Source organism: Streptomyces sp. NPDC043867 (assembly GCF_056435845.1).
In genome coordinates, this window is record NZ_JBWKDS010000012.1 from 129,164 (window position 1) to 155,129 (window position 25,966).

23 protein-coding genes are annotated in these 25,966 nt (G+C 73.5%); 16 read left to right on the forward strand and 7 right to left on the reverse strand.

Annotated elements, in window-relative coordinates; translation table 11 throughout:
* Nucleotides 1-143 precede the first annotated feature (143 nt).
* Nucleotides 144-1,148, reverse strand: a complete 1,005-nt coding sequence (locus tag AC069T_RS14705; RefSeq protein WP_478783090.1) for a carboxymuconolactone decarboxylase family protein — start codon at nt 1,146-1,148, stop codon at nt 144-146.
* Between the two features lie 166 nt (nt 1,149-1,314).
* On the opposite strand from AC069T_RS14705, the gene AC069T_RS14710 reads away from it, so the two are divergent.
* From AC069T_RS14710 to AC069T_RS14750, 9 genes are all read left to right on the forward strand, one after another.
* A complete protein-coding gene (locus AC069T_RS14710; RefSeq protein ID WP_478783091.1) occupies nt 1,315-2,427 on the forward strand; it encodes a sensor histidine kinase in 1,113 nt (370 codons plus the stop codon).
* A gap of 101 nt (nt 2,428-2,528) precedes the next feature.
* A complete protein-coding gene (locus AC069T_RS14715; RefSeq protein WP_478783154.1) occupies nt 2,529-3,182 on the forward strand; it encodes a response regulator in 654 nt (217 codons plus the stop codon).
* Entirely contained in the window at nt 3,179-3,892 is a 714-nt protein-coding gene (locus AC069T_RS14720) for a DUF4232 domain-containing protein (RefSeq protein WP_478783092.1), read from the forward strand. Before AC069T_RS14715 ends, AC069T_RS14720 begins: the two co-directional genes overlap by 4 nt.
* Nucleotides 3,893-3,974: 82 nt before the next feature.
* Complete coding sequence (locus tag AC069T_RS14725) at nt 3,975-5,819, forward strand: gamma-glutamyltransferase family protein (RefSeq protein WP_478783093.1); 1,845 nt, start codon at nt 3,975-3,977, stop codon at nt 5,817-5,819.
* Between the two features lie 122 nt (nt 5,820-5,941).
* Nucleotides 5,942-6,769 (forward strand): inositol monophosphatase family protein, encoded by an 828-nt coding sequence (locus AC069T_RS14730; RefSeq protein WP_478783094.1) that lies wholly within the window; start codon nt 5,942-5,944, stop codon nt 6,767-6,769.
* A 391-nt stretch (nt 6,770-7,160) separates the two neighbouring features.
* The gene (locus AC069T_RS14735) at nt 7,161-8,570 is read left to right on the forward strand and encodes a phytoene desaturase family protein (protein ID WP_478783095.1); all 1,410 of its coding nucleotides are present in this window, start codon (nt 7,161-7,163) and stop codon (nt 8,568-8,570) included.
* The gene (locus AC069T_RS14740) at nt 8,567-9,079 is read left to right on the forward strand and encodes an O-acetyl-ADP-ribose deacetylase (RefSeq protein WP_478783096.1); all 513 of its coding nucleotides are present in this window, start codon (nt 8,567-8,569) and stop codon (nt 9,077-9,079) included. The genes AC069T_RS14735 and AC069T_RS14740 overlap by 4 nt, the downstream gene beginning before the upstream one ends.
* 138 nt (nt 9,080-9,217) lie before the next feature.
* A complete protein-coding gene (locus AC069T_RS14745) occupies nt 9,218-10,696 on the forward strand; it encodes an AlkA N-terminal domain-containing protein (protein ID WP_478783097.1) in 1,479 nt (492 codons plus the stop codon).
* A 37-nt stretch (nt 10,697-10,733) separates the two neighbouring features.
* Nucleotides 10,734-11,219, forward strand: a complete 486-nt coding sequence (locus AC069T_RS14750) for a methylated-DNA--[protein]-cysteine S-methyltransferase (RefSeq protein ID WP_478783098.1) — start codon at nt 10,734-10,736, stop codon at nt 11,217-11,219.
* A gap of 21 nt (nt 11,220-11,240) precedes the next feature.
* On the opposite strand, the gene AC069T_RS14755 is transcribed toward AC069T_RS14750, so the two are convergent.
* The 3 genes from AC069T_RS14755 to AC069T_RS14765 form a co-directional block, all read right to left on the reverse strand.
* Nucleotides 11,241-11,978 carry an SIR2 family NAD-dependent protein deacylase gene (locus tag AC069T_RS14755; RefSeq protein ID WP_478783099.1) on the reverse strand — a complete coding sequence of 246 codons (738 nt, stop codon included), beginning with the start codon at nt 11,976-11,978 and terminating at the stop codon, nt 11,241-11,243.
* A gap of 118 nt (nt 11,979-12,096) precedes the next feature.
* A complete protein-coding gene (locus AC069T_RS14760; RefSeq protein WP_478783100.1) occupies nt 12,097-12,597 on the reverse strand; it encodes an NUDIX domain-containing protein in 501 nt (166 codons plus the stop codon).
* The gene (locus AC069T_RS14765; RefSeq protein ID WP_478783101.1) at nt 12,594-13,679 is read right to left on the reverse strand and encodes an ADP-ribosylglycohydrolase family protein; all 1,086 of its coding nucleotides are present in this window, start codon (nt 13,677-13,679) and stop codon (nt 12,594-12,596) included. The genes AC069T_RS14760 and AC069T_RS14765 overlap by 4 nt, the downstream gene beginning before the upstream one ends.
* 184 nt (nt 13,680-13,863) lie before the next feature.
* Between AC069T_RS14765 and AC069T_RS14770 the strand changes: the two genes are divergently transcribed.
* Nucleotides 13,864-14,982 (forward strand): glycerate kinase, encoded by a 1,119-nt coding sequence (locus AC069T_RS14770; protein WP_478783155.1) that lies wholly within the window; start codon nt 13,864-13,866, stop codon nt 14,980-14,982.
* Between the two features lie 1,137 nt (nt 14,983-16,119).
* On the forward strand, nt 16,120-16,764 hold the full coding sequence (locus AC069T_RS14775; RefSeq protein ID WP_478783102.1) for a class I SAM-dependent methyltransferase: 645 nt from the start codon (nt 16,120-16,122) through the stop codon (nt 16,762-16,764).
* Between the two features lie 511 nt (nt 16,765-17,275).
* On the opposite strand, the gene AC069T_RS14780 is transcribed toward AC069T_RS14775, so the two are convergent.
* Nucleotides 17,276-18,481 carry a PucR family transcriptional regulator gene (locus AC069T_RS14780; RefSeq protein ID WP_478783103.1) on the reverse strand — a complete coding sequence of 402 codons (1,206 nt, stop codon included), beginning with the start codon at nt 18,479-18,481 and terminating at the stop codon, nt 17,276-17,278.
* A 197-nt stretch (nt 18,482-18,678) separates the two neighbouring features.
* Here AC069T_RS14780 and AC069T_RS14785 point away from each other — a divergent pair, with 197 nt between their 5' ends.
* From AC069T_RS14785 to AC069T_RS14805, 5 genes are read left to right on the forward strand one after another with little or no spacing between them, the layout of a single operon-like run.
* A complete protein-coding gene (locus AC069T_RS14785) occupies nt 18,679-19,485 on the forward strand; it encodes an ABC transporter ATP-binding protein (RefSeq protein ID WP_478783104.1) in 807 nt (268 codons plus the stop codon).
* Between the two features lie 8 nt (nt 19,486-19,493).
* The gene (locus tag AC069T_RS14790; protein ID WP_478783105.1) at nt 19,494-20,309 is read left to right on the forward strand and encodes an ABC transporter ATP-binding protein; all 816 of its coding nucleotides are present in this window, start codon (nt 19,494-19,496) and stop codon (nt 20,307-20,309) included.
* Entirely contained in the window at nt 20,306-21,196 is an 891-nt protein-coding gene (locus tag AC069T_RS14795; RefSeq protein WP_358851501.1) for a branched-chain amino acid ABC transporter permease, read from the forward strand. The genes AC069T_RS14790 and AC069T_RS14795 overlap by 4 nt, the downstream gene beginning before the upstream one ends.
* On the forward strand, nt 21,189-22,298 hold the full coding sequence (locus AC069T_RS14800; protein ID WP_478783106.1) for a branched-chain amino acid ABC transporter permease: 1,110 nt from the start codon (nt 21,189-21,191) through the stop codon (nt 22,296-22,298). Before AC069T_RS14795 ends, AC069T_RS14800 begins: the two co-directional genes overlap by 8 nt.
* Nucleotides 22,295-23,578: an ABC transporter substrate-binding protein gene (locus AC069T_RS14805; protein WP_478783107.1), complete on the forward strand. Its 1,284-nt coding sequence runs from the start codon at nt 22,295-22,297 to the stop codon at nt 23,576-23,578. The genes AC069T_RS14800 and AC069T_RS14805 overlap by 4 nt, the downstream gene beginning before the upstream one ends.
* 838 nt (nt 23,579-24,416) lie before the next feature.
* Here AC069T_RS14805 and pssA read toward each other — a convergent pair.
* Complete coding sequence (gene pssA, locus AC069T_RS14810) at nt 24,417-25,271, reverse strand: CDP-diacylglycerol--serine O-phosphatidyltransferase (RefSeq protein WP_476749749.1); 855 nt, start codon at nt 25,269-25,271, stop codon at nt 24,417-24,419.
* On the reverse strand, nt 25,258-25,914 hold the full coding sequence (locus AC069T_RS14815; protein ID WP_478783108.1) for a phosphatidylserine decarboxylase: 657 nt from the start codon (nt 25,912-25,914) through the stop codon (nt 25,258-25,260). The genes pssA and AC069T_RS14815 overlap by 14 nt, the downstream gene beginning before the upstream one ends.
* Nucleotides 25,915-25,966: the final 52 nt, after the last annotated feature.

A 25,966-nucleotide genomic window follows, 5' to 3' on the forward strand; every position in this document is an offset into this window, starting at 1 on the left:
CACCGGGCCGAGCGGCCGTCACCGGCCGGACGCCCGGGCGGGCCGCACCCCGCGCTCCTTCTCCTACGGGCGCGACGGGCCCTTGGGAGCGGCGCGGGTGCCCGTGGGGACCGCCCGCCCGGGACCGCGGTCGGCGGCCCCGGTCATGCGATCTCCTCGCGGATGCGCAACGGCAGTTCGCGCTCGATGCGGTCGACGGCGGCGAACGCGCCGTACGCGATCAGCCGGACCAGGCAGTGGTCCGTGTACGGCGGCTGCTTCCACGCGGTCACGTCCTCGCCGGTGATGCGGTACGGCGCCAGCGCGGCCAGCAGCGCAAGACGCGCGCCGGGACGGTCCGCGCGGCCGGGCAGCCCCGGAAAGCCGAGCGGCGGATGCGTGCCGTCCCACGCCTCGACCGCCTCCCGTACGAGGGCACGGTCCTCCTCGGCCAGCAGGGCGGCACCCGCGCTCGCCGCCGTCCGCAGCGCCGCGTACGCCGGGCCGACCGTCGTCCCGGCCGCCCAGGAGGGTCCGGTGCCCGGCTCGTCCAGGAGTGCCAGCGCGGCACCCGGAGCGACGTCCCGCCGTACCGCCGCCGACACCGAGCGGCCCACCAGGCTGCGTACCGCCCGGAACCGCTGGACGTTGCCGGGGAGCAGGTTCTCGGTCAGGAGGGAGGAGACGATCCGGTTGATGAAGTGGAAGGAGAGCACCGTGCCCAGGTACGCGGGGGTGTGCCCGGCGGGGAACGGGAGCGACGCCACGTCCGGGCTGCCCGGGACGCGGGTCGCCTCGCCCCAGGCGAGCACGCGCGCGTGTCCGCCGTCCCGCGGGAACTCCCCGCGTGCCAGCCGCTCCGCGAGGGCGTGGTCCCCGGTGGCGTGCAGCAGCATGGTGTGCGCGTCCACGCAGAACGGGCACCTGTTGGCACGCGACACCCCGAACGCCGCGAGTTCCTTGCCGGTGCGGCTGCCGTCACCCGCGATCAGTGACTCGCGCATCAACGCCCAGGTGGCCGCGAGGAGTTCGGGGTCGGCGGAGAGGACGACGAAGGTCGGGGGGTTGCCGATGCCGAAGTCCCGGGCCAGTTGGGCGTAGACCTCGGCGGTGCGGCCGGCGGCCGACTCGGGCGGGACGGGCTCGGTGTGGCGGAAGGGCGAAGTCATGGCGGAAGCCTGGCTCCCGGGCGTGCCCTCGCGCGTCGTACGGGCGGACGGAACCGGGCCTGCGTCGGCAGGGCCCTTCGCACCGCGGACTACTGCCCCGGGAGTAGCCCGATTACCGTTCACAGGTCTGACGCGTTCCCCGCCGACGCCGGTCTAGGGTGCGGACATGCACGGGGAGCGGCTGACGCGCAGGGACCTCGCCGACGCGGCACTCGCCGTCGTCGTCGGCACGATCGTCGTGACCGCCGCGGCCTTCGACCGGGACACGACCCCGCTCGACCTCGCGCTGATCGTCATCGGTTCGCTGGCGCTCGCCGCCTACCGGCGGGCGCCGCGCGTGGTCCTGGCCGTCAGCACGGCCACCCTCACCGGCCACGTCCTGCACGCCCAGCCGGGCACCCTGTCCGCCCTGCCGGTGCTGGCCGCCGTGCACACCGCGGCACGGGCCGGTCACCGGGCGGTGGCGGGCGCCGCGAGCGCCGTGTTCCTCGCCGGCTGCCTCACCACCGGGCCCACGGCGCGGGAGGCCGTCGAGCGGGCGGCCCTGCTCGCGGGATGGTTCCTGTGCGCACTCGTCACCGGGCTGGCCGACCGCAACTGGCAGGCATACCTGCGCCAGACCGAACAGCGCGCGCTGGAGGCCGAACGCACCCGTGAGGAGGCTGCCCTACGGCGGGCGGGCGAGGAACGGCTGCGCATCGCACGGGAGTTGCACGACTCGCTCACGCACAGCATCTCGATCGTCAAGCTCCAGGCGGGCGTTGCCGTCCACCTCGCCCGCAAGCGCGGCGAGGAAGTGCCGCCCGCCCTGCTCGCCATCCAGGAGGCGGGCGGTGAGGCGATGCGTGAACTGCGCGCCACCCTCGACGTGCTGCGCACCGACGAGCCCACCGGGACGCCCGCACTGCTCGTGGAGCGGGCCCGCGCGGCGGGACTCGCCGCCGAGCTGACCGTGACCGGCGACGAACGCCCGCTCACGGCCACGGTGGACCGCGCGGCCTACCGCATCGTCCAGGAGGCCCTGACGAACGCGGCCCGGCACGCCGGACCGGCGAAGGTCAGCGTGCGACTCGACTACGGACGCGACGAGTTGTCGGTACGCGTGGACGACGACGGAAGCGCCGTACCGTCCCGGCCGCCCGAGCCGGGCACCGGCCTCATCGGCATGCGCGAACGGGTCACCGCACTCGGCGGCACCCTGCACACCGCGCCCCGCCCGGAAGGCGGCTTCTCCGTGCACGCCGTACTGCCCCTCGGGCTGCCGGAGAGCGCCGCGTGACGGGCGAGGGCACGGTGGGCGGCGGGCGCGGGGCGGCGGGGGCGAGCGGTCCGGACGGTGCGTGCGGCGGGAGCGCGGCACGCAGGCTCGTCCGGGTCGCCCTGGTGGACGACCAGGCCCTGATGCGGGCCGGTTTCCGGGCCCTGCTGGAGGCCGAGGACGGCATCGAGGTGGTGGGCGAGGCCGCCGACGGCCGGCAGGGCCTGGAGCTGGTGCGCGCCCAGGTCCCCGACATCGCCCTCGTCGACGTGCAGATGCCCGTCATGAACGGCATCGAGGCCACCCGCCGCATCGCGGCCGACCCGCACCTGTCCGCCGTCCGCGTCGTGATGCTCACCAACTACGGCCTCGACGAGTACGTCTTCGAGGCACTGCGCGCCGGGGCCAGCGGCTTTCTGCTCAAGGACACCGAACCCGCCGACCTGTTGCAGGCCATCGAGGTGGTCGCGGGCGGTGAGGCGCTGTTGTCGCCGTCCGTCACCCGCACCCTGATCGGCGAGTTCGTCGCCCGGCCCCCGGACCGGGCCACCGCTCCCGGCCTGGAGAGCCTCACCCGCCGCGAGCGCGAGGTCACCGCCCTCGCCGCGCGTGGCCTGAGCAACGAGGAGATCGCCGCCCACATGGTCATCAGCCCCTTCACGGCCAAGACGCACATCAGCCGCGCGATGACCAAGCTCGGCGCCCGCGACCGCGCCCAACTGGTCGTGTTCGCCTACGAGTCGGGACTGGTGACGGCGCGGCGGACCCTCGGATGAGGGCCCTTGCCGGGAGCGCGGCCGAAGCCGTGGCCCCGACACGGGCCGCCTGCGATGATCGGCGGGTGATCGCGATACGTGCGAGAGGGGCCCGCGGGGCCGCCCTGGCCTGTGCGCCGTCGCTGGGAGCGAGTGGATGCGGGGTCTCGGCCGAGCTGGACCGGGAACGCCATCCCGAAGGCCGGCCCACGCCCACCCCGTCGCGGACCCGCACGGTCCCGCCGCCCGTGCCCCCCGCCCCAGGGGCGCCCGCCCCCGGGCGCCCGCACGCCGTGCCCGTCCAGCCGCGGACCGGCTGCCCGAGTTCCGGTGTGCGCCTCGACACCGGTGACGAGGACGCCGCCATGGGACCGCGGAGCATGACGCTCACCCTCACCCACTTCGGCGACCGGCCGTACCGGCTGAACGGCCACCCCACGCTGCGGATCCTCGACGAGACGGGCGCCCTCCTCACCGGAGTGCGCACCGTCGCCGGGACCGACGAGGTGTTCATGGCGCCTGAGGACCCGGGCCCCGAGCCGCTCACCCTCGCTCCCGGCGGGAGCGCCCGGTCCGGGCTGTACTGGCGGATGGCGGCCGGGAACGCCACCTACCTCCGCGTCGGCCCGCAGCGGGGCCGCGCCACCGTGACCGTACGCGCCCGGGAACCCCTCGACATCGGACCGGAGAACACCCTCGGGACGACGGCCTGGGCCCCGACGGCCCGGTAGCCGGGCGTCGCACGGCCGCCGGGCGGGCGGGCCGGGACGCGCACGCTCACCGAACGCCCGCCCCGCAGCGAGGAGTCCGCCCTTGTTCACCACCCGACCGACACTCCAGGGCACCTTCGGCATGGTGTCCTCCACGCACTGGCTCGCCTCGCAGTCGGCGATGGCCGTCCTGGAGGACGGCGGCAACGCGTACGACGCCGCGGTGGCCGCGGGATTCGTCCTGCACGTCGTCGAACCGCACCTCAACGGGCCCGCGGGTGAGGTCCCGATCATCCTCGCCCCGGCGGGCGGGGAGGTCCGCGTGCTGTGCGGGCAGGGCGTCGCACCGGCCGGAGCGACCGTCGCCCACTACCGGTCCCTGGGCCTGGACCTCGTCCCCGGCACCGGTCCGCTCGCCGCCGCGGTGCCCGGCGCCTTCGACGCGTGGATGCTGCTCCTGCGCGACCACGGCACCCGCACCCTCGCCGACGTCCTCACGTACGCGATCGGGTACGCCGAGGACGGCCACCCGCCCGTCGAGCGCGTCACGGAGACCGTGGAGACGGTGCGCGAACTCTTCGAGACGGAGTGGACGTCGTCGGCCGAGGTGTACCTGCCCGGCGGCCGTGCCCCGCGCCCCGGGGAACTGCTGCGCAACCCCGCCCTCGCCGCGACCTGGCGCCGGCTGCTCGCCGAGGTCGCCGAGGTCGCCGACGCCGGGGACCGGGAGGCGCAGATCGAGGCCGCCCGCCGTGTGTGGCGCTCCGGCTTCATCGCCGAGGCCCTGGTGCGCCAGGCGGAACGGCCCACCCTGGACACCAGCGGCGAGCGCCACAGCGGCACCCTGACCGCCGCAGACCTGGCCTCCTGGTCCGCGACCTACGAGGCCCCGGCGACGTACGACTGGCGGGGCTGGACCCTGTGCAAGGCGGGCCCCTGGAGCCAGGGCCCGGTCCTGCTCCAGCAGCTCGCCCTGCTGCCCGAGGAACTGCCCGCCCCCGGCAGCGCCGACTACGTGCACCTCCTGGTCGAGGGCTGCAAGCTCGCCATGGCCGACCGGGAGGCCTGGTACGGCGACGCGGCCGAAGTGCCCCTGCGCGAACTGCTGTCGGAGCCGTACAACGCGTCGAGGCGCGCCCTCGTCGGTGACACGGCCTCCTACGAGCTGCGGCCCGGCAGCCCCGGGGGACGCACCCCGCGGCTCAGCGGGCACGCGCTCGTGACGGCCACCGGGGAGGCCGGTTTCGACCCGCTCGGCGTGCCGGGCGCCGGCGAGCCCACCGTCGCCGGGAGCCCGCTGTCCCCCGTGCCCGGCGAACCGGACGTCGCGGCGGACGGGCGCACCCGCGGCGACACCTGCCACCTCGACGTCGTGGACCGCTGGGGCAACATGGTGGCCGCCACCCCGAGCGGCGGCTGGCTGCAGTCCAACCCCGTCGTGCCGGAGCTGGGCTTCCCGCTCGGCACCCGGCTCCAGATGACCTGGCTGGAGGAGGGACTGCCGAACTCCCTCACCCCGGGCCGCCGGCCCCGTACCACCCTCACACCGTCCCTCGCCCTGCGCGACGGCGTGCCCGTCCTCGCCTTCGGCACCCCCGGCGGCGACCAGCAGGACCAGTGGCAGACGCACTTCTTCCTGGCCGTCGCCCTGCGCCCCGAGGTACGCGGCGGTCTCGACCTCCAGGGCGCCGTCGACGCCCCGAACTGGCACACCGACAGCTTCCCCGGCTCCTTCTACCCCCGCGGCATGCGCCCCGGCAGTGTCACCGTCGAGTCCCGCACGGACCCCGAGGTCGTGGCGGAACTGCGGCGCCGGGGCCACGACGTGCTGGTGGGCGGGGCGTGGACCGAGGGGCGGCTGTGCGCGGTCGCCCGGGACCCGCGCACCGGCGTGCTGTCCGCGGCGGCGAACCCGCGGGGGATGCAGGGCTACGCGGTGGGGCGCTGACCTATGCGGGGCCGCGTGCGCCCGGCCCCGCACGGGCGCGCGGGCCTCCGGTTTCATGGCGATTCCACCCGGCGTACACCGGCAGGGTAGGGATTGTCAGAGGGCCGTGCTGTCATGGAGGCATGATCGAAGAGTTTCTCGCACAGCGCGCGGCCGACGTCGAAGAGGCGGTCCGCAAGGCGGCCGCCGCCGAGATCATGCCGCGGTTCCGGCAGCTCGCCGCGCACGAGATCGACCAGAAGACGGGCCCGCACGACCTGGTGACCGACGCCGACCGCAAGGCCGAGGAGCACCTGACCGGGGCGCTCACCGCGCTGCTGCCCGGCTCGGTCGTCGTCGGCGAGGAAGCGGTGCACGCCAACCCCGCGACCTACGCGTCCATACGCGGCGACGCCCCGGTCTGGATCGTCGACCCCGTCGACGGGACGCGGCAGTTCGTCCACGGCGACCCCGGCTTCTGCACCCTGGTCGCGCTCGCGCTGGACGGAGTCGTGCACGCATCCTGGACGTTCGCCCCCGTGCGCGAGGAGTTCGCCACCGCGGTCCGCGGCCAGGGCGCCCTGCTGGACGGCGCGCCCCTGCGCTGCGGCTCCCCGGACCCCGGCAGCGACCTGCGCGTGGCCACGTCCCACCCGGACTACACCACCGACGAGCAGAAGCGGGCCCTGCTCGGCCTGCGGGGCGAGGGCGTCCGGCCGCGCCCGTGCGGCTCGGCCGGCCTGGAGTACCTCGCCGTCGCCCGCGGCGAGCTGGACGCGACCGCGTTCAGCTGGGAGGCCGCATGGGATCACGCGGCCGGTCTGCTGCTGGTCGAGGAGGCGGGCGGCGCGCATCTGACGCTCGCGCGTGAACCGTTCCGCATCACCGGGGGCAATGCGCTGCCCTTCATCGCGGCCCGGGACGCGGACACGGCCCGACGCGTGGTGGACCTGCTGGCACAGGGCGTCTGACGAGCCGGACACTCACGGCGGGCAGTGGGGAGGAACGGGCGGGTCCATGGGTCTGCGCCGACCGGAGGACCGGTGAACTTGCGGGCCCGCGCGCCGACCGGATCGGCCGCTCATCGGCCTGCGCCGACCGGAGGACCGGTGTCTTCACGGGCCCGCGGCGGCCAAAGAGCCGCTGTCCTCACCGGCCCGTCCGGCCGGGAGAGCGGCCGGCTCGCGGGTGCCGCCCGGTGCGAAGACCGGGTCCGGGGCCCGCGGGCGGGAGCGGGCGCGGGGGAGCCGACGCGGGGCGGCACGCGCGTTCAACCGGCCTCGCCGCCAAGGCCGTCCGTCCCCCGGCCTATCCTGATGTTCAGTGGCCATCGGCTGACAAAGGAGTCCGAAGGTGCCGTCGATGCTCGATGCGGTCGTGGTGGGTGCGGGGCCGAACGGACTGACGGCTGCCGTGGAGCTGGCCCGGCGCGGCTTCTCGGTGGCGGTGTTCGAGGCGCACGGCACCGTGGGCGGGGGAGCGCGCACCGAGGAGCTCACGCTCCCCGGTTTCCGGCACGACCCGTGCTCCGCGGCCCACCCGCTGGGAATCAACTCGCCCGCGTTCCGCGCCATGCCCCTGGAGCGCTACGGACTGCAGTGGCTGCACGCCGAGCTGCCCATGGCGCACCCGTTCCCCGACGGCACGGCCGCGGTGCTGTCCCGCTCGGTGGCCGAGACCGCCGCCTCCTTCGGCCCGCGCGACGCGGGCGCGTACCGCAGACTGGTCGAGCCGTTCCTGCCCAGGTGGGACACGCTGGTCCACGACTTCATGTCCCTGCCGCTCAGCTCGCTGCCACGCGACCCCCTCACCCTCGCCCGCTTCGGACTGGCCGGGCTGCCCCCCTCCACCTGGCTGATGCGCCGCTTCCGCGACGAACGGGCCAAGGCGCTCTTCGCCGGCCTCGTGGCCCACGTCATCGCCCCCCTCGGCGGCATCGCCACGGGCGCGGTGGGCCTCGTCTTCGCCCTCGCCGCGCACGCCCGGGGCTGGCCCGTCGCCCGCGGCGGCTCCCAGTCCATCTCGGACGCGCTCACCGCCTACCTGAAGGACCTCGGCGGCACCGTCCACACGGACTACGAGGTCAAGCACTTCGACGACCTGCCGCCCGCCCGGGCGTACGTCTTCGACACCTCGCCCGCCGCCCTGGCCCGTATCGCCGGCTTCGGCCGCTACTACGAGGGCTACCGGTACGGCGCGGGAGTCTTCAAGATCGACTACGCGCTGGACGGGCCCGTGCCCTGGACGGCCGAGGAGGCGCGCGCCGCGGGGACCGTACAGGTCGGCGCGAGCCGGAAGGAGATCGCCACCGCGCTGCACGCGGCCTCCCGCGCGGGCCGCGCACCGGACGTGCCCTTCCTGATCACCGTGCAGCCCGGCGTCGCCGACCCGTCCCGGGCACCTGCCGGGAAGCAGGTCTTCTGGACGTACGGACACGTCCCGAACGGCTGGAGCGGAGACCTCACGGACGCCGTCGAGCGCCAGCTGGAGCGCTTCGCGCCGGGCTTCCGCGACCGGGTCCTCGCCCGCGCGACGGCCGGGCCGCCCGAGCTGGCCGTCCGCAACGCCAACTACGTGGGCGGGGACATCGCCTGCGGAGCCGCCTCAGGCCTCCAGCTCATGCTGCGGCCCAAGCTCTCCCTGTCCCCGTACAGCACCCCGCACCCTGCCGTCTTCATCTGCTCCTCGGCCACCCCGCCCGGGCCGGGTGTGCACGGCATGTCCGGGCACAACGCGGCCAAGGCCGTCTGGAGGAGGCTGCGCCAGTCATGACCACCCTCACCCTCGTCCAGGGCGACATCACCCGGCAGACCGTCGACGCCGTCGTCAACGCGGCCAACTCCTCGCTGCTCGGCGGGGGAGGCGTCGACGGCGCCATCCACCGGCGCGGCGGCCCCGCCGTCCTCGCCGACTGCCGCAGGCTCCGCGCCTCCCGGTACGGCAAGGGCCTGCCCACCGGCCGGGCCGTCGCGACCACCGCGGGCGAGCTGGACGCGCGCTGGGTGATCCACACCGTCGGCCCGGTCTGGTCCGCCGACGAGGACCGCACCGAGCTGCTCGCCTCCTGCTACCGGGAGTCCCTGCGGATCGCCGCCGAACTCGGCGCGCGGACCGTGGCCTTCCCCGCGATCTCCACCGGCATCTTCGGCTGGCCGATGGACGACGGTGCGCGGATCGCGGTACAGACCGTTCGGCAGGCCGCGGCTCCCCCCGTCGAGGAGGTGCGGTTCGTGCTCTTCGACGAGCGCGCCCACGCGGTGTTCGCCGACCGGCTGGGGTGAGCCCGAGAGGGACGGCGCCCCCGCCGGTCTCCGCGCCGAGCCCGCCCCGGCGGCGGGCGGGCGGGCCGCGGGCCCCGCGCGAGGTACAGGTCGGATTTCCGCGAGCCAGGGACCCGGCCGGTGCCGGATCCTTGAGGCATGCGGAACGGGATGCACACCGACACCGAGCGCTGCGTACGCGCCGTCCAGTCCAAGGACGCACGCTTCGACGGCTGGTTCTACACAGCGGTCCTGACCACCCGGATCTACTGCCGGCCCAGCTGCCCCGTGGTGCCGCCGAAGCCGGAGAACATGACGTTCCACCCGAGCGCCGCCGCCTGCCAGCAGGCCGGGTTCCGGGCCTGCAAGCGGTGCCGCCCCGACACCAGCCCCGGCTCGCCCGAATGGAACCAGCGCGCCGACCTCGTCGCCCGCGCCATGCGCCTGATCGGCGACGGGATCGTGGACCGCGAGGGCGTACCCGGCCTCGCCGCCCGCCTCGGCTACAGCACCCGCCAGATCGAGCGGCAGCTCCTCGCCGAACTGGGCGCCGGTCCCCTCGCGCTCGCCCGGGCCCAGCGAGCCCAGACCGCGCGACTCCTGATCGAGACGACGACCCTGCCGATGGCGGAGGTCGCCTTCGCCGCCGGCTTCGCCTCGATCCGCACCTTCAACGACACCGTGCGCGAGGTCTTCGCACTCACCCCGAGCGAGCTGCGCACCCGGATCCCGCGGAAGGCGGCGCCCACACCCGGCGCGCTCAGCCTCCGGCTCCCCTTCCGCGCCCCGCTCAACCCCGACAACCTCTTCGGCCACCTCGCGGCGACCGCAGTACCCGGCGTCGAGGAGTGGCGCGACGGAGCCTTCCGGCGCACGCTGCGCCTGCCGTACGGCCACGGCGTCACCGCGCTCACCCCGAAGTCCGACCACATCGCCTGCCGCCTCACCCTCAGCGACCTGCGCGACCTGCCCGTCGCCATCAGCCGCTGCCGCCGCCTGCTCGACCTGGACGCCGACCCGGTCGCGGTCGACGACCGGCTGCGCACCGACCCGCTGCTCGCCCCGCTCGTCGACAAGGCGCCGGGCCGCCGGGTGCCGCGAACCGTCGACGAGGCCGAGTTCGCCGTACGGGCCGTGCTCGGACAGCAGGTCTCCACGGCCGCCGCCCGCACCCACGCGGCCCGTCTGGTCCTCGCGCACGGCGAACCCGTCGACGATCCGGAGGGCGGCCTGACCCACCTCTTCCCCACGCCCGAGGCGCTCGCCGCCCTCGACCCCGACTCCCTTGCGATGCCGCGCACCCGCCGCACCACGTTCACCACACTCGTACGTCAACTCGCCGACGGGTCACTCCACCTGGGAGTCGAGAGCGACTGGGCGGAGAGCCGGGCCCGCCTCCTCGCGCTGCCCGGCTTCGGGCCCTGGACCGTCGACGTCATCGCGATGCGCGCCCTCGGCGACCCCGACGCCTTCCTGCCCACCGACCTCGGAATCCGGCGCGCGGCAGAGGAGTTGGGTCTGCCCGCCACACCGTCCGCGCTCACCGCACGCGCCGCGGCCTGGCGCCCCTGGCGGGCGTACGCCGTCCAGTACCTGTGGGCGACCGACAGCCACCCCATCAACTTCCTTCCCGTATGAGCGACTTGACGACACGACGACTTCGAGGACCCCGCCTGTGAAACAGCACACCGTGACCGACAGCCCGTACGGACCGCTCACCCTCGTCGCCACCGACGGCGTCCTGTCCGGCCTCTACATGGCCGGCCAGCGCCACCGCCCGCCCGAGGAGCACTTCGGCGACCCCGACGACACGCCGTTCGCCGAGACACGCGCCCAGCTGGACGCCTATTTCGCGGGCGAGTCGAAGGCCTTCGACCTCCCCCTGCACCTCGACGGCACACCGTTCCAGCGCAGCGTCTGGGAACAACTGCGCCTGATTCCCTACGGCGAGACCCGCTCGTACGGCGAACTGGCCGAACTCCTGGGCAACCCGGGCGCGTCCCGCGCGGTGGGCCTCGCCAACGGCAGGAACCCCGTCGGCATCATCGTGCCCTGTCACCGCGTGGTGGGCGCCGACGGCGGCCTCACCGGATACGGCGGCGGCCTCGACCGCAAGCGCCGCCTCCTCGACTTCGAACGGGGAGCCGCCCTCTTCGACTGACCCGGCGCCACTGCCGCGGGCTCAGGAACCGTTCCCTGGGCTCAGGCGGTGCAGCACCGCAGGCAGGGCCGTGCCGATCGGTTCCCGTACGATCTCGTCGGCGCGGTCGTCGTACGGGGTCGGTTCGGCGTTGACGATGACGAGGCGGGCCCCGTGGTCGGCGGCGACATCCGCGAGACCGGCCGCCGGCTGGACCTGGAGGGTGCTGCCGACGGCGATGAACACCTGGCAGGCCTTCGTGATCGAGACCGCCTCGCCGAGCACCACCGGGTCGAGCCGCTCGCCGAACATGACGGTCGCCGGCTTCAGGATCCCGCCGCACTCCAGGCACGGCGGATCGTCCTCACCGGCGTCGATCCGGGTGAGAGCGTCCTCCATCGGCCCCCGCGCGTGGCACTTCGTGCACACCACGCTCCGTGCGCTGCCGTGCAGTTCGAGGACCTTCCGGGCCGGCATCCCCGCGAGCTGGTGCAGCCCGTCCACGTTCTGCGTGATCACCCGCACCGGCACCCCGGAGCGCTCCAGCCCGGCCACGGCCCGGTGCGCCGCGTTCGGCTCCGCCCGGAGCGCGCCGTTCTCGCGCCGCATCCGCCACGACCGGCGCCGGATCTCCGGATCGCCCATGTAGTACTCGTACGTGACGAGCTTCTCCGCCTCGGGGTCCCGCCGCCACAGGCCGTTGGGACCGCGGTAGTCCGGGATCCCGGAGTCCGTGGAGATCCCGGCACCACTGAGGATCGCGACCAGGGGCTTGTTCATACGGCCGAGGGTAGGACCCGGGCCACGGGCGCGGCCAACGGATATCGCGGGAACGGGCGTTGTTCCCGCGGAGCCCGCCCGCGGCTCAGCCCACCCGGTGCCCTGAGCCCCCCGCGGCTCAGCCCACCCGGTGCCCGTTCTCCAGCTCCGCCGTGCCCGAGCCCTCCGCGAGGACGTCCAGCGCGGCCAGCACCCGGCGGCCCAGGGCGCCCGGCAGGTGGTCGGGGAGATCCTCCGGCGAGACCAGCCGCCACGACAGCAGTTCCTCCTCCTGCAGGCGGATCGCCCGGAAGCCGTCCGCGCCGAGGACCCCGCCGTCGTACAGGTACGCCACCAGCGGCGGCCTGTCCGCTCCCGGCACCCAGTCCACCGCGAGCAGCCGCCCCAGGGGCACGTCGAGCCCGATCTCCTCGGCCGTCTCCCGCCGCGCCCCCTGCCGCGGGCTCTCGCCGTCGTCCGACTCGACGGTGCCGCCGGGCAGCGCCCAGCCCTCCCGGTAGTTCGGCTCGACGAGCAGCACGCGCCCCTCGGCGTCGCGGAAGAGCGCGGCCGCCCCGGCGATGACGCGGGGCAGACCGGCGATGTACGTGGCGAAGTCCGCGGTCTGTGAAGTGGTCATCCGGAAAGGGTAAAGGCGCCGCCCGCCGCCACCAGCCGCACCGTACGCTCCGCCAGCTCGCTGATCCGCACCCCGTCGAAGCCGAACACCGCGCTGCGGACGGTGTCCTCCAGCGGGTCCCGCCACTGGGGCGCGATCGCGGCGGCCCCGCACAGGACCCCCGCGACCGAGCCCGCCGTCGCCCCGTTCGAGTCGGTGTCCAGACCACCGCGGACGGTCAGCGCGATGCTGCGGGTGAAGTCACCGTCGCCGTACAGCAGCCCGGCGGTGAGGACGGCGGCGTTCGGGACCGTGTGGATCCAGTGCAGCCCCGCGGTCTCCTCGGCGAGGGTGCCGAGGGTGTCCTCCCAGCTCAGCCGCGCCTCGTGCAGCGTGAGCACCCGGCGCACGGTCCGGGCGAGGCGGCTGCTCGCCGGAATCACCGCCAGTGCCGTGTCCAGGGCGTGCCGCACACCGGGCGCGGTGAACGCCGCCGCGATCAGCGCGGCCGCCCACATCGCGCCGTAGACGCCGTTCCCCGTGTGCGACAGGACGGCGTCCCGGCGAGCGAGGGCCGCCGCCCGCCGCGGATCACCGGGGGAGGTCCAGCCGTAGACGTCGGCACGGATGAGGGCGCCGATCCACTCCTGGTACGGATTGTCGTACGTCGCCGTCAGCGGCGGTCGGATGCCGTTGGCGAGGTTGCGGTAGGCGGCCCGCTCCGCGGTGAACGTCTGCAGATACGGCAGCCGGAGCAGCCACAGGTCACCGACCTGCTCGGTGCTGAACCCGAAGCCGTGCGTCTCCAGCAGGTCGAGCCCGAGGATCGCGTAGTCCACGTCGTCGTCCCGGCAGCTGCCGTGGATCCGGCCCCGGACGCACTGGCGCCACTCGGGACGCAGGGCCGCCCCGGAGGCCTCGTCGACGGGCGCGGGAAGGTAGTCGGTGAGCGGCAGCGCCGCCGCCTGCCGCAGATAGCGGTCGATGCGTTCCCGCGTCCAGTGGTCGCCCTGCTCGACCGGCTTGCCGAGCATGTTGCCCGCGATCCGGCCCAGCCAGCCCCCGAGAACGCGGTCGTCCAGCTCGGTGCCCACAGGGGTCATGGCTCCGGTCTACCCGATTCCGGGCTGCTCCGCGCGGGTTTCGAGGCGCGGGACGGGGCATGACGGGGCACCCCTCCTCCGGTTAAGGTCGCAGCGGCGCGACTGCCTTGACGTGAGCAAGGCGCGAAAGCAAGGGGAATGCAAGGTGGCGGACGCTGTGAATCGGACTCCGAGGGCGGCGCGCGTGCTCATCGCCGCGGACAAGTTCAAGGGATCACTGACGGCCGTGCAGGTCGCGGAACGGGTGACGGCCGGGCTGCGCCGGGTCGCCCCGCACGCGGAGGTCGAGGCGCTGCCCGTCGCCGACGGCGGGGACGGCACCGTGGACGCCGCGGTCGCGGCCGGGTTCGAGCGCCGCGAGGTCCGGGTCGCCGGGCCGCTGGGCGACGAGGTCACCGCCGCGTTCGCGCTGCGCGGCGACACCGCCGTGGTGGAGATGGCGGAGGCGAGCGGGCTCCAGCGGCTGCCCGCGGGGGTCTTCGCGCCCCTCACCGCGTCGACGTACGGGTCCGGGGAGCTGCTGCGCGCCGCGCTGGACGCCGGGGCGCGGACCATCGTGTTCGGTGTGGGCGGCAGCGCTACGACCGACGGCGGCGCCGGCATGCTGTCCGCCCTCGGGGCACGCTTCCTGGACGCGGACGGGGAGCCGGTGGCTCCCGGCGGCGGCTCGCTGGGCGACCTGGCCACCGCCGACCTCTCCGGCCTGGACCCGCGCCTGCCGGGCGTCGACCTCGTCCTCGCCAGCGACGTGGACAACCCGCTCACGGGCCCCGAGGGGGCGCCCGCGGTGTACGGCCCGCAGAAGGGCGCGAGCCCCGACGACGTGGCGGCACTGGACGCCTCCCTCGCCCACTTCGCCACGGTGCTCGAGAAGGCCGTCGGCTCACAGGCCGCCGAGTACGCCCGGGCGCCCGGTGCCGGCGCGGCGGGCGGCATCGGCTACGGGGCCCTGGTCCTCGGCGCCCGCTTCCGCCCCGGCATCGAGGTCATGCTCGACGTCCTCGGCTTCGCGCCCGCCGTGGAGCGCGCCACCCTGGTGATCACCGGCGAGGGCTCCCTCGACGAGCAGACCCTCCACGGCAAGGCTCCGGCGGGCGTCGCCACGGCGGCCCGCGCGGCGGGCAAGGAGGTCGTCGCGGTCTGCGGCCGCCTGGCCCTTCCCCCCGAGGCCCTCGGCAAGGCCGGCATCCGCCGCGCCTACGCCCTCACCGACGTCGAACCCGACCTCGCCGAGTGCATCGCGAACGCGGGCCCCATCCTGGAGCAGGTCGCCGAGAACATCGGACGGGACTTCCTGATCTAGGGCCTGTCGTTTGGATCAGGCTGGCTGTGACCGACGGTTCGTCCTGACCGACCCGAGCGGGGTCTGGCGCGTGCAGCTGCAAGGCGGAGGAGGGAGTCGACGCGGAGCGTCGGCGACCGACGACAACGCCGCAGATGTGCGTGCCAGACCCCGCGACGCCGGCGTGATCCAAACGACAGGCCCTAGGGGACCTCTGCCCGGCCCGTGCCCGAGGGGCCGGGCGCCCCGCCCTGGGTGACGGTGGTGGTGGGGCTTTCCTGGGGGGCCGCCCCCTCCGCCCCTTCCCGTCCCGTATGTTCCCGGCAGATCGGGTGGCCAATGGGCAGCCGGTGGCTGGCAGGGCCAGAGTGGTGGTGCCGGTGCGCGGGCGGGCCTCCAGCAGGGCCTCGCAGCGGGCAGGGCCCGGCTTTTTCAGCCTGGCCGGGGCTCTGGCGATGGAGGAGAGCCTGGATGTAGGGGTAGGCCAGACGCGGCCGGCACACGCTCGAGGGAGCGGGGCGACGGAAAGGTAACGGGGAATCTCCGTGCCGCGAAAAAGGTCCTTCCACCTGGTTTCCGTAAAGTTGTGTCATCCGGCATCAGATCAGTCTTTGGCTGAATATCTCCTTTGGTGAGTCGGTCGTAATAATTGCCGACCATCGTGCCGTTTAAAGCACCGGATCCTCGCTTGAGTCGAAGGCGTGGCGCATGAGGCAGAAGGAGCTGATAGACGGCGGCGACTTCCGGGGCGCTATGCAGATGGACGTGGATGATATTAGTCGCTGCGATCGATTCTTCCCTCCCTGAAAGCTGAGGGGATTACGGGGCCTACCAGGCGGCGCATGCGGCTTTGGGTCGCTTCCCTCATTCGGACCTCGGTCAGGGAGTGGCCGATGCATCCAGACAACTTCTTTCCATCCCCCAGGATCAGAGTGGGAACGTCCTGCTGATCGTGACCCATGCTGGTCCTGCGGCGAAGAATGCCTTCGCTGGCTTTCTGTGGCAGCTTCAAGGTGCGACGGGGATCAGGTGACCAGCGACGGTGTTGCGATCGTCCGTGCTCGGTCGTACAGGTCGCGGGCCGTCGCGTTTTTCAGATGAGGGCGCAAGAGGCCGAATATTGCCTTTACGCGGTCGTCGGCGCGGCCGGACTGCACCTTGGGGTGCCAGACCCTGATCAAGCTGCACAGGCCGGACGCCCGGACCCTGGTCGACTTCGGATGCGGTACCGGGCGGGACCTGGAGATCCTTGCCAAGCGTTACGAGTGCACTGGCGTGGACCTCCAGCCCGGCATGGTCGACTACGCACACCAGGTCCGGCCGGAACTGGACATCCGCACCGGCGACATGCGCACGGCACGACTCGGCACGCGCATGGACGTGGTGACCTGCATGGGCAACAGCCTCGCCTACGTACACGACAACAAGGCGATCAGCCAGGTTTTCGCCACCTTCGCGGCACATGCCAGGCCAGGAGGGCTGCTCGTGCTGTGTTCCCCCGTCGCCCCGATCACCCGGACCGGGCCGACCACTGCCACCGTGGACACCCTGAAAGGCCCCGCCACCGTCACCATCCGCCACACGTGGGACCTACGGACCCAGATCAACACCATGCACCGGCACTGGGCGCTCCCCTCGGGTGACGAGGCCCGAGACGAGATCCGCAGGCGCGTCCTGTTCCCCCGCGAACTGGAACGCTACGCGGAGGGCGCCGGCTTCGAGGTCCTGGACATGAGCGACGGCACAGATGGAGGGCTCACCGGCCCAACTGCGTACACGGTGGCCCGACCAACTCCGCGGTGACCGGCGGGGCAAGAAATGGCACCAGCGCCAGCCGCCCGACTCCTGTCGGCAGCAGCCACGGATTTCCCCGCACAACCACGTACGCCAGCGGAACGCGAAACCCGCGCTGACCAGCGAAAAAGCAGGTAGAGGCGTGCCGCCTAGCACACGTACTATGTGCTGGCAGGGGCTACGCCGGTCCTCGTACACAACTGCAGCTTAATTGACTATGCCGACAGTGTTCGCAACGAACCTGGGGTGAAGTTTGCCTCCGAGTACACACCTCCTTCAGGCGCGAAGTACTACGGCCGCAATAAGCATGGTCAGCAGGCAGAAGGGCCGTTGGCGGATGCACGCGAACGGACAGGTCACCATGGAGGGTGCTGGTGCGCGGAGGTGCACTGTCCAATTCAGGCGCAGGCGGCGGAGGGGCACTCAATGACTAACGATCCGCCCTCTCAAGCGCCGGGCGGGCCGAAACCCGCCGGGGTTCCCAAGTGCCGGGCGGGACGGCACGGCCGCTCGTCCAGCGTCACCCCCGCACCCCCGACAACCGATACGCATCCAACGCCAACGTCATCTCGATCAGATCCCGAGGCCGCGCCAGCGACCGCGCGGTCAGCTGCTCCAGCCGCCGCAACCGGTTGAAGACCGTGTTCCGGTGGCAGTACAGCCGCCCCGCGGCCCGCCCCGCCGACCCCTCGCACGCCAGCCACACGTCCAGCGTCTCCAGCAGCACCGCCCGGTCCGCCGGCTCCAGCGCGAGCAGTTCCCCGAAGATGTCGGACACCAGCCGCCCCGCCAGCTCCGGCTGGCTCACCACGAGAGCCGTCGGCATCCGCTGGTCCAGCCGTACGACCTCGCTCGCGTCCGGCGGGCACGTGCGCAGCGCCAGTTCGGCCAGGCGCCGGGCCCGCCCCAGTTCGGCGAGGCCCGCCACGACGGGACTGATCCCGCCGGGCCCCACGCAGCGCCCCGCGAGCACTCGGGCCACCCCGTCCAGATCCTGGCCGGGCCCGAGCGCGACCACGCCGACCTCGCAGTCCGCCCGCATCCGCCACACGAACCGGAACCCCGCCCCCTGCACCGGCCGGTGGAACGCCTCCCGGCCGTCCCGCCGCTCCGCCCGCAGCACCACCACGGCGTAGGGCCCCCGCTCAGGAAGGTCCAGCCCGGCCGCCGCCCGCGCCGCGAGCCCGGGAGCCTCCTGGCCCTCGAGCAGCGCATCGAGGAGGGCCTGCAACTGCTCGTCGGTGCGCCGCCGCAGCTCCAGCTCCGTCGCGCGGTACGCCTCCGACGCCGCCGCGGCCTGGGCGTCCACCGCCGACCACACCATCGTCGCCGAGCGCATCAGCGCCCCGAGCCGCTCCGGTTCCTTCCCGGCGGCTCCCTCCATCAGCGCGTCCCACACCAGATAGCCCGCGCTGCGGTACGCGTGCACCAGCAGCTCCAGCGGCAGCCCCTGCTGGGCCCGCCGCCGCCCGGCGTCCTCCGCGTGCGCCAGGTCGCGGCGCGGTGCGTCCCGCGGCGCGGAGATCGTCTCGATCCCGATCCGCATCGCCTCCTCCGCCTCCCGCCACTGCTGGTCGTACGCGAGCACCTGCCCGTAGACGGGGGAGTGCTCCGCCAGCTGCCGCACGTGCTCGTCGACCAGTTCCGGCAGCCGCCGCAGCAGCGCGGCACAGGCTTCCGCGAGCAGTTTCCAGTCATGACCGGTACGCCTTCTGCGCGCTCCCATGGCCGCAGCATGCCACCGGTGCGACGCCCCCGGCAGGCCCCTGACACGCGGTGTTGTGCGCGCGCACAACGGCCGGCCGCCCTCGCTGGTCACCCGCAGCGTTTCGCCACCCGTCCGTGGACGGGCGGCTCCGGCGGTGCTGGGCTGAGCGCCATCGAGCGAGGTCGGCGAGCGAGGACGAGCAGGAGGGAGAAGCCATGGACGGTTCCGGTCTGGTCGTACGGGACCTGTCGGTCGGATACGGCCCGGTGCGCGCACTGCGCCGGGTGTCCCTGGAGGTGCCCGAGGGATCCGTGGTGACGGTGCTGGGCGGCAACGGCGCGGGCAAGTCGACGCTGTTGCGGGCGGTGTGCCGGACGCTGTCGTTCCACGGAGGCGCGGTGACCGAGGGCACGGTGACCCTCGGCGGGCGGCGCCTGGACGGCGTGGCGCCGGACCGGGTGGTGGCCTCTGGGGTGTCCCAGGTGCCCGAGGGACGGCAGGTGTTCGCCCGGATGACCGTCGCGGACAACCTGCGGGCCGGAGCGCTCGGCGCGAGCGGCGGGCGCACGGACCGGGCCGCCGCCCTGCGCCGCGTCCATGAACTGTTCCCTGTGCTCGCCGACCGTGCCCAGCAGCGCGCGGGGCTGCTGTCGGGCGGCGAGCAGCAGATGCTCGCCGTCGGCCGCGCGCTGATGGCGGCGCCCGGCGTGCTGCTCCTCGACGAACCCTCCCTCGGTCTCGCCCCGTTGATGGCCGCCCGGATCGCCGACACCGTGCGGGAGATCAACGCCCAGGGCACCTCGGTGCTCCTCGTCGAGCAGAACGCGGCGCTCGCGCTGCGCCTCGCCTCCCGTGCCTACGTCCTGGAGGTCGGCGAGGTCACGCTGTCCGGCCCGGCCGACGAGCTGGCCGCCTCCGACGAGGTGCGCCGCCGCTATCTGGGCGTGGTCGACGAGGACGCGGCCGCCGACGCCGCACGAACCGGCGGTGCGCTGCCCGCCCTGTCCCGGTGGAAGGGGTGACGCGCCGCATGAAGACCGAGACCGCCGCTGCGGAGGACACCGGAACCGCTGACGTCCCCGCCCTCGAGGTGAGCGGGCTGACCGTCCGCTTCTCCGGGCTGCTGGCCCTGGACGACGTGAGCTTCACCGTCCGTCCGGGCACCGTGCACGCGCTGATCGGCCCCAACGGAGCCGGCAAGTCGACCTGCTTCAACGTGCTGTCCGGTGTCTACCGCGCCACCGCGGGCAGCGTGCGCTTCGGCGAGCACGAACTGACCGGGCTGCCGCCGCACCGCATCGCCGGGCTCGGCGTGGCCCGCATCTTCCAGAACCTCGCGCTGCCGCCGCTCGCCACGGTCGAGGACAGCCTGCTGCTCGGCCGTCACCGGCTGACCCGGGCCGGTTTCGTGGCCGCGGGGCTCCGGCTGCCCGCGGCGGCCCGCGAAGAACGCCGGCACCGCGAACGCGTCCGGGAGATCGCCGACTTCGTCGGTCTCGGCGACTGTCTGGACCGGCCGGCGGGTTCCCTCCCGTACGGGCAGCAGAAGCTCGCCGAGCTGGCCCGGGCGCTGTGCATGGAGCCGCGCCTGCTGCTCCTCGACGAGCCGGTCGCCGGCATGACGGGCGACGAACGGCGCCGCACCGCCGCGGTGATCGCGGGTGTCCGCGACAGCCTCGGCATCTCGATCGTCCTGGTGGAACACGACATGGGGGTGGTGATGCGGCTCGCGGACGCGGTGACCGTACTCGACTTCGGGCGCCGGATCGCGGACGGCGCCCCCGCGGACGTCCAGAACGACCCGGCCGTGGTCCGCGCCTACCTTGGGGAGGAGACCGCTTCATGAGCACCTTCGCCGAACTCCTGCTCAACGGCGTCTCGATGGGTTCCGTCTACGCGCTCATCGCACTCGGCTTCGTGGTCATCTTCCGGGCCACCGAGGTCGTCAACTTCGCGCACGCCTCGCTGCTGCTCGCCGGCGGGTACGTCACCGCCGTCCTGCACGACGACATCGGCTTCTGGCCCGCCCTGCTGGCGGGCATCCTGGGCGCCGCGCTGGTCGGCGCGGCGGTCGAGTTCCTGGTCATGCGCCGCTACCGGGGCTCCGACCACAGTGTGCTGGCGATCGTCACCATCGGCGTCGACATCCTGCTCACCACCGAGCTGACCCGCCGGATCGGCACCGACGTCCTGTCACCCGGCGACCCCTGGGGCGACGCGGTGCTGCGGATCGGGCCGATCTCGCTCGCCCACACCAGGATCGCCGCGTTCGTCGCCGCGGCCCTGCTCATCACGGTGTTCCTGCTCGCCTTCCGCTACACCTCCTGGGGCGTGGCGATGCGGGCGGCCGCCGAGAGTTCGGAGACCGCCGCGCTCATGGGCATACGGCTGGGCCGGGTGTCGCTGGGCGCCTGGGCCGTGGCCGGCGGTCTCGCGGCGGTGGCGGCGCTCTTCCTGACCGTCTTCCCGACCCCGGGGCTGGAGCGGGCCACCTCGCTGGCCGCGCTGAAGGCCTTCCCGGCGGCGATTCTCGGCGGTCTGGACTCGACCACGGGCGCCCTGGTCGGCGGCCTGCTCGTCGGCATCACCGAGTCGCTGGCCACCGGCTACCAGAGCGATCTGACCTTCCTCGGCCGGGGCCTCGGCGACCTGGCCCCCTACCTGGTGATGGTCGCGATCCTGCTCGTCCGGCCCGCCGGACTGTTCGGTACGAAGGAGCTGGCCCGTGTCTGAGGTCCTCACCCGCACCGAAACGGCCCCGGTCCGCCGCCGGCCCGCCCGCCTCACCCGCCCGCGGCCGTACGTCCTCGCCGCCGGGGCGGCCCTGCTGCTGGCCTTCCCGTTCTACCTGGACCGCTTCTGGCTCCAGGCCGGGCTGTTCGCGATGGCCGCCGCGATCGGCGCCATCGGCATCAACCTGCTGACCGGCGCGACCGGCCAGCTGTCGATGGGACACGCCTTCTTCCTCGCGGTCGGCGCGTACGGCTACTGCGTGTTCGCCGGCGACGGCTCCGACGGCCTGACCGGGCTCGGGCTGCCGACCTGGCTCGCGGTGATCCTCGCCGTGCTGGTGGCGGGAGCCGCGGGCGGGCTGTTCAGCCCCATCGCCGGACGGCTGCGCGGCGCCTACCTCGGCATCGCCACCCTCGCGCTGATCTTCATCGGCCAGCACGTGCTGTTCAACGCGCGGGACCTCACGGGCGGTTTCAACGGCCGTGACGTGCCGGCCCTGAGCCTGTTCGGTCTCACCTTCGACGACCGGGAGACGATGGTCGCGGCCGTGCCCTTCGGCTCCGCCGAGAAGCTCTGGTACGTCGGTCTCGTCATGCTGCTGGCCGGCGCGCTGTTCGCCCGCGGGGTGCTGCGGGGCCGGCCGGGCCGGGCCATGAACGCGATCCGGGACCACCGGATCGCGGCCGGGGTGATCGGCGTCCCGGTGGCCCGCTACCGCGCCGCGGTCTTCGTCCTGTCCTCGATGTACGCGGGCCTCGCCGGTGTGCTGCTGGCGCTGATCTTCCAGCGGACCGTGCCCGACTACTTCGGCATCACGCTCTCGCTGGAGTACCTCGCCATGATCGTCATCGGCGGTCTCGGCTCGGTCTCCGGGGCGGTGGTCGGCGCGGCGTTCGTCTCGCTGCTGCCGCAGCTGCTGACCCGGTACAGCGACGCACTGCCCCTCGTGTCCGCGCCGGGCATGGGCGGAATCACACCGGGCGAGGCGTCCCGGTACCTGTACGGCGCCGCCGTCGTGGCGGTGGTGCTCTTCTTGCCGGGCGGCCTGGTCAGGGTGGCCGCGCGGCGTCGCGTAGGAACGACTTCTGTGGAGGAACGATGACTACGGGTACCACTGGCAGATCACGGGTGTACGCGACCCGGGCCGCCGCGGGCGCGCTGGCCGCGCTGATCGTGCTGTCCGGGTGCAGCTCCAAGGCCAAGGACGACGACAAGGACAAGGCGAGCGCGGGCGGGGTGAAGACCGGTGAGGGCATCTCCGGCAAGACCATCACGCTGGGCGTCCTCACCGACATGACCGGCGTCTACGCCACGCTCGGCAAGAGCGTGACCCAGGCCCAGCAGCTGTACGTGAAGCAGCTCAACGCGGACGGGGGTGTCTGCGGCTACAAGGTGGACCTCACCATCCGCGACCACGGCTACGACCCGCAGAAGGCCGTGGCCGGCTACACCGAGCTGGAACCGAAGGTGCTGGGATTCGCCCAGTTCATCGGCTCGCCGTTCGTTGCCGCCGTGAAGAAGCGCATCGACGGGCAGGACAAGGGCCTGGTGCTGCCGCAGGCGTGGTCCAGCTCCCTGCTCGGCAGCCCGTACATCCGGGTCATCGGCTCCACCTACGACGTCGAGACGATCAACGCCATCGACTTCCTGATGAAGGAGAAGGGCGTCAGGAAGGGCGACAAGATCGGTCACGTGTACTTCGAGGGCGACTACGGCGAGAGCGCCCTGGCCGGCTCCAAGCACATGGCGAAGGAGTCCGGGCTCAAGATCGTGGAGCAGAAGATCAAGCCGACCGACAACGACATGACCGCGCAGGTCGCCGCGTTGAAGAAGGCCGGTGTCAAGGCGGTCGTGGTCAGTGCGGGTCCGCGGCAGGCGGCCTCGCTCGTCGGGGTCGCGGCCGCCGGCGGCTTCGACGTCCCGGTGATCGGCAACAACTCGGCCTTCTCCCCGCAGCTGCTCGCCACCCAGGCGGGGCCGGCGCTGGCGAAGAACTACTACGTGGCCTCGCCCGCCCTGCCCATCGGCGGCGATACCCCGGCCGCCGAGAAGCTGGTGAAGGACTACAAGGCCGCGTACCCGAAGGACTCGCTCGACAACGGCGTGGTGGCCGGCTGGACGGCGGCCTCCGTCTTCGGAGAGGCGCTGAAGACGGCCTGCAAGAGCAAGGACCTGACCCGGGAAGGCGTCGACAAGGCGCTGCTGACCCTGGACAACGTCGACACGGGCTTCGGTATCCCGCAGAACTTCTCCGACCCGGCGGCGCCGTCCTCGAAGCAGAGCGTCATCCTGCAGCCGGACAAGAGCGCGGTGGGCGGCACGAAGGTCGTGCGGGGGCCCGCGGCGGCGTCCGCGGCGGGAAGCTACACCCCCGGCGGGTGACCGGCTCCTGACGCCGAGGGGCCCCGAACCACTTCGGTTCGGGGCCCCTCGGCCGTACGGCCGCCCGTCGCGCCCGCGCGGCGTCGTCCCGGCCACGCGGGAGAGGCCCACCGTGGGCGGTCCGCACGGCGGGAACCCGCCCGGGGGCCAGGGACAGCGAACACGCCGTGGGCGGCTCCGGGGCGGGAAGCCGCCCAGGGGCCACGGACGCCGAACGCGGTGGGCGGCCCGTAGGGCGGGGGCGGCGCGCCGGGAGGCCAGGGACCTCGTACGCCGTGGGCGGCCCGTAGGGCGAGGGGCGGCCCGCCGGGGGCCTGCGGCCTGTGAACGCCGTAGGCGGGCCGTACGGCGCTGGCGGGCAGGAACGGGGCCTCAGGGCCGGGGACGCCGCACACCGCCGTAGGCGGTACGTACCCCGTACGGCGGCGGGAACAGCCCTCCAGGGCCGAGCGAGGGCCTCGACGCTGTGGGGCGACCCGCAGAGCGAGGGGCGGGCTCGCAGGGGGCCGGAGGCATCCTGCGGCCCGCTGGCCGCCCGTACGGCGGGAACGGCTTGCAGCGGGCCGGAGCGAGGCCGTGGGGCGGCTCGTGCGGCGGGAACGGCTCGCAGCGGGCCGGAGGCATCCTGCGCCCGTGGGCCGCCCGTATGGCGGAAGCGGCTCGCAGCGGGCCGGAGCGAGGCCGTGGGCTGCTCGTGCGGCGGGAACGGCTCCGCGCAGCGGGCCGGAGGGGACCTGATGCCGTAGCGGCCCGCGCGGCGGGCGGGAAACATGCCCCGCACAAGGCCGAGGGGCCCCGAACCGTCCGGTTCGGGGCCCCTCGGATGCCTGCGGGGCGTCTACGGCAGCTGCGCCGCACGCGCCTCGCGACGGTTGTCGCGGAAGGTGTTCACCCGCCGCGCCGTGGCGAAGAGCGGGATCACCGCGCCCAGCACCAGCTGCAGCGCACAGCCCGTCTGGAGCAGGAGCTGCCCGCCGGGGGCCTCGAACGCCCAGGCCGCCAGCAGACCCATCGCCGCGACGATCCACGAGAGCATCGCCACCGCCAGCGGACCCCGCGGCTTCGGGTACTCGACCCGGCTCACCATCAGCCAGGCCGTGCCGATGATCGCCAGGAGCGTGGCCACGAAGGGCAGCTCCAGGAGCACGATCGACACCACCGTCAGTGCCCCGAAGGGGCTCGGCATGCCCTGGAACGTGCCGTCCTTGACCGTGACGCAGGAGAACCGCGCGAGTCTGAGGACGACGGCCAGCAGGACCACGATGGCACCGACCGCCGCCACCCGCTGGTGCGCGTCGTCCGCGACCATGCCGTAGACCAGCACGAAGTACGCCGGCGCGAGGCCGAAGCTGATCAGGTCGGACAGGTTGTCCAGCTCCGCGCCCATCGGGGACGAGCGCAGCTTGCGGGCGACCAGGCCGTCGAACAGGTCGAAGACCGCCGCGCAGAGCATCAGAATGACGGCCGTGGCGGCGCTGTGCCGCGCCATGCCCGTCTCCTGGCTGCCCGTGAGGTGCGGGATCAGGATGCCGGTGGTGGTGAAGTACACCGCCATGAAGCCGCACGTGGCGTTGCCGAGCGTGAGCGTGTCCGCTATCGACAGGCGCATCGACAGCGGCATGTCCTCCGCGTCGTCCAGCTCGTCGGCCTCCGGCACCCAGCCGGCTTGTGTCTCGGGATCAACCACGGTCAATGCGAGTCACCCCTGCCACGGTCTTCTGACCGACCTCCACGTCCACCTCGATGCCCGCAGGCAGGTAGATGTCCACGCGCGAGCCGAAGCGGATCAGGCCGATCCGCTCGCCCTGCTCCACCTTGGTCCCCTGCGGGACGTAGGGCACGATGCGGCGGGCGACGGCACCGGCGATCTGGATCATCTCGATGTCACCGAGCTCGGTGTCGAAGTGCCAGACGACGCGCTCGTTGTTCTCGCTCTCCTTGTTGAACGCCGGGACGAACCCACCGGGGATGTGCTCGACCGAGGTCACCGTGCCGGCCAGCGGCGCGCGGTTGACGTGGACGTTCAGCGGGCTCATGAAGATCGCGACGCGGGTGCGCCCGTCCTTCCACGGCATGATGCTCTGCACCACGCCGTCGGCCGGCGAGATGACCCTGCCCTGGGTGATCTCGCGCTCGGGGTCGCGGAAGAACCACAGCATGCCCGCCGCGAGCGCGGTGACGGGTACGGCCACGGCCTTGGCGGCGCCGGAGCGGCGCGCGCGGGCGAGGCTGAGTGCTGCGGTGGCGACGGTCGGGAGAAGCCACGGCGATGCTCCGCGCGCGAGGCGTACGCCGGCTCGGCTGTCGCGAGGTGCAGAGGTTTGGCTGTGGGGCATGGATGACCTTCGTAGCGGATGATGCCGCGCTGAACGGGGGACGGCGGCTTTC

What these genes read in the sequence shown, in the direction of transcription:
- AC069T_RS14720 (WP_478783092.1), top strand. Translation starts at nt 3,179, where the DNA reads ATGAGGGCCCTTGCCGGGAGCGCGGCCGAAGCCGTGGCCCCGACACGG.
- AC069T_RS14780 (WP_478783103.1), bottom strand. Translation starts at nt 18,481, where the DNA reads ATGGGAGCGCGCAGAAGGCGTACCGGTCATGACTGGAAACTGCTCGCG.
- AC069T_RS14740 (WP_478783096.1), top strand. Translation starts at nt 8,567, where the DNA reads ATGACCACCCTCACCCTCGTCCAGGGCGACATCACCCGGCAGACCGTC.
- AC069T_RS14705 (WP_478783090.1), bottom strand. Translation starts at nt 1,148, where the DNA reads ATGACTTCGCCCTTCCGCCACACCGAGCCCGTCCCGCCCGAGTCGGCC.
- AC069T_RS14790 (WP_478783105.1), top strand. Translation starts at nt 19,494, where the DNA reads ATGAAGACCGAGACCGCCGCTGCGGAGGACACCGGAACCGCTGACGTC.
- AC069T_RS14730 (WP_478783094.1), top strand. Translation starts at nt 5,942, where the DNA reads ATGATCGAAGAGTTTCTCGCACAGCGCGCGGCCGACGTCGAAGAGGCG.
- AC069T_RS14745 (WP_478783097.1), top strand. Translation starts at nt 9,218, where the DNA reads ATGCGGAACGGGATGCACACCGACACCGAGCGCTGCGTACGCGCCGTC.
- AC069T_RS14755 (WP_478783099.1), bottom strand. Translation starts at nt 11,978, where the DNA reads ATGAACAAGCCCCTGGTCGCGATCCTCAGTGGTGCCGGGATCTCCACG.
- AC069T_RS14760 (WP_478783100.1), bottom strand. Translation starts at nt 12,597, where the DNA reads ATGACCACTTCACAGACCGCGGACTTCGCCACGTACATCGCCGGTCTG.
- AC069T_RS14785 (WP_478783104.1), top strand. Translation starts at nt 18,679, where the DNA reads ATGGACGGTTCCGGTCTGGTCGTACGGGACCTGTCGGTCGGATACGGC.
- AC069T_RS14710 (WP_478783091.1), top strand. Translation starts at nt 1,315, where the DNA reads ATGCACGGGGAGCGGCTGACGCGCAGGGACCTCGCCGACGCGGCACTC.
- AC069T_RS14795 (WP_358851501.1), top strand. Translation starts at nt 20,306, where the DNA reads ATGAGCACCTTCGCCGAACTCCTGCTCAACGGCGTCTCGATGGGTTCC.
- AC069T_RS14765 (WP_478783101.1), bottom strand. Translation starts at nt 13,679, where the DNA reads ATGACCCCTGTGGGCACCGAGCTGGACGACCGCGTTCTCGGGGGCTGG.
- AC069T_RS14805 (WP_478783107.1), top strand. Translation starts at nt 22,295, where the DNA reads ATGACTACGGGTACCACTGGCAGATCACGGGTGTACGCGACCCGGGCC.
- AC069T_RS14735 (WP_478783095.1), top strand. Translation starts at nt 7,161, where the DNA reads ATGCTCGATGCGGTCGTGGTGGGTGCGGGGCCGAACGGACTGACGGCT.
- AC069T_RS14815 (WP_478783108.1), bottom strand. Translation starts at nt 25,914, where the DNA reads ATGCCCCACAGCCAAACCTCTGCACCTCGCGACAGCCGAGCCGGCGTA.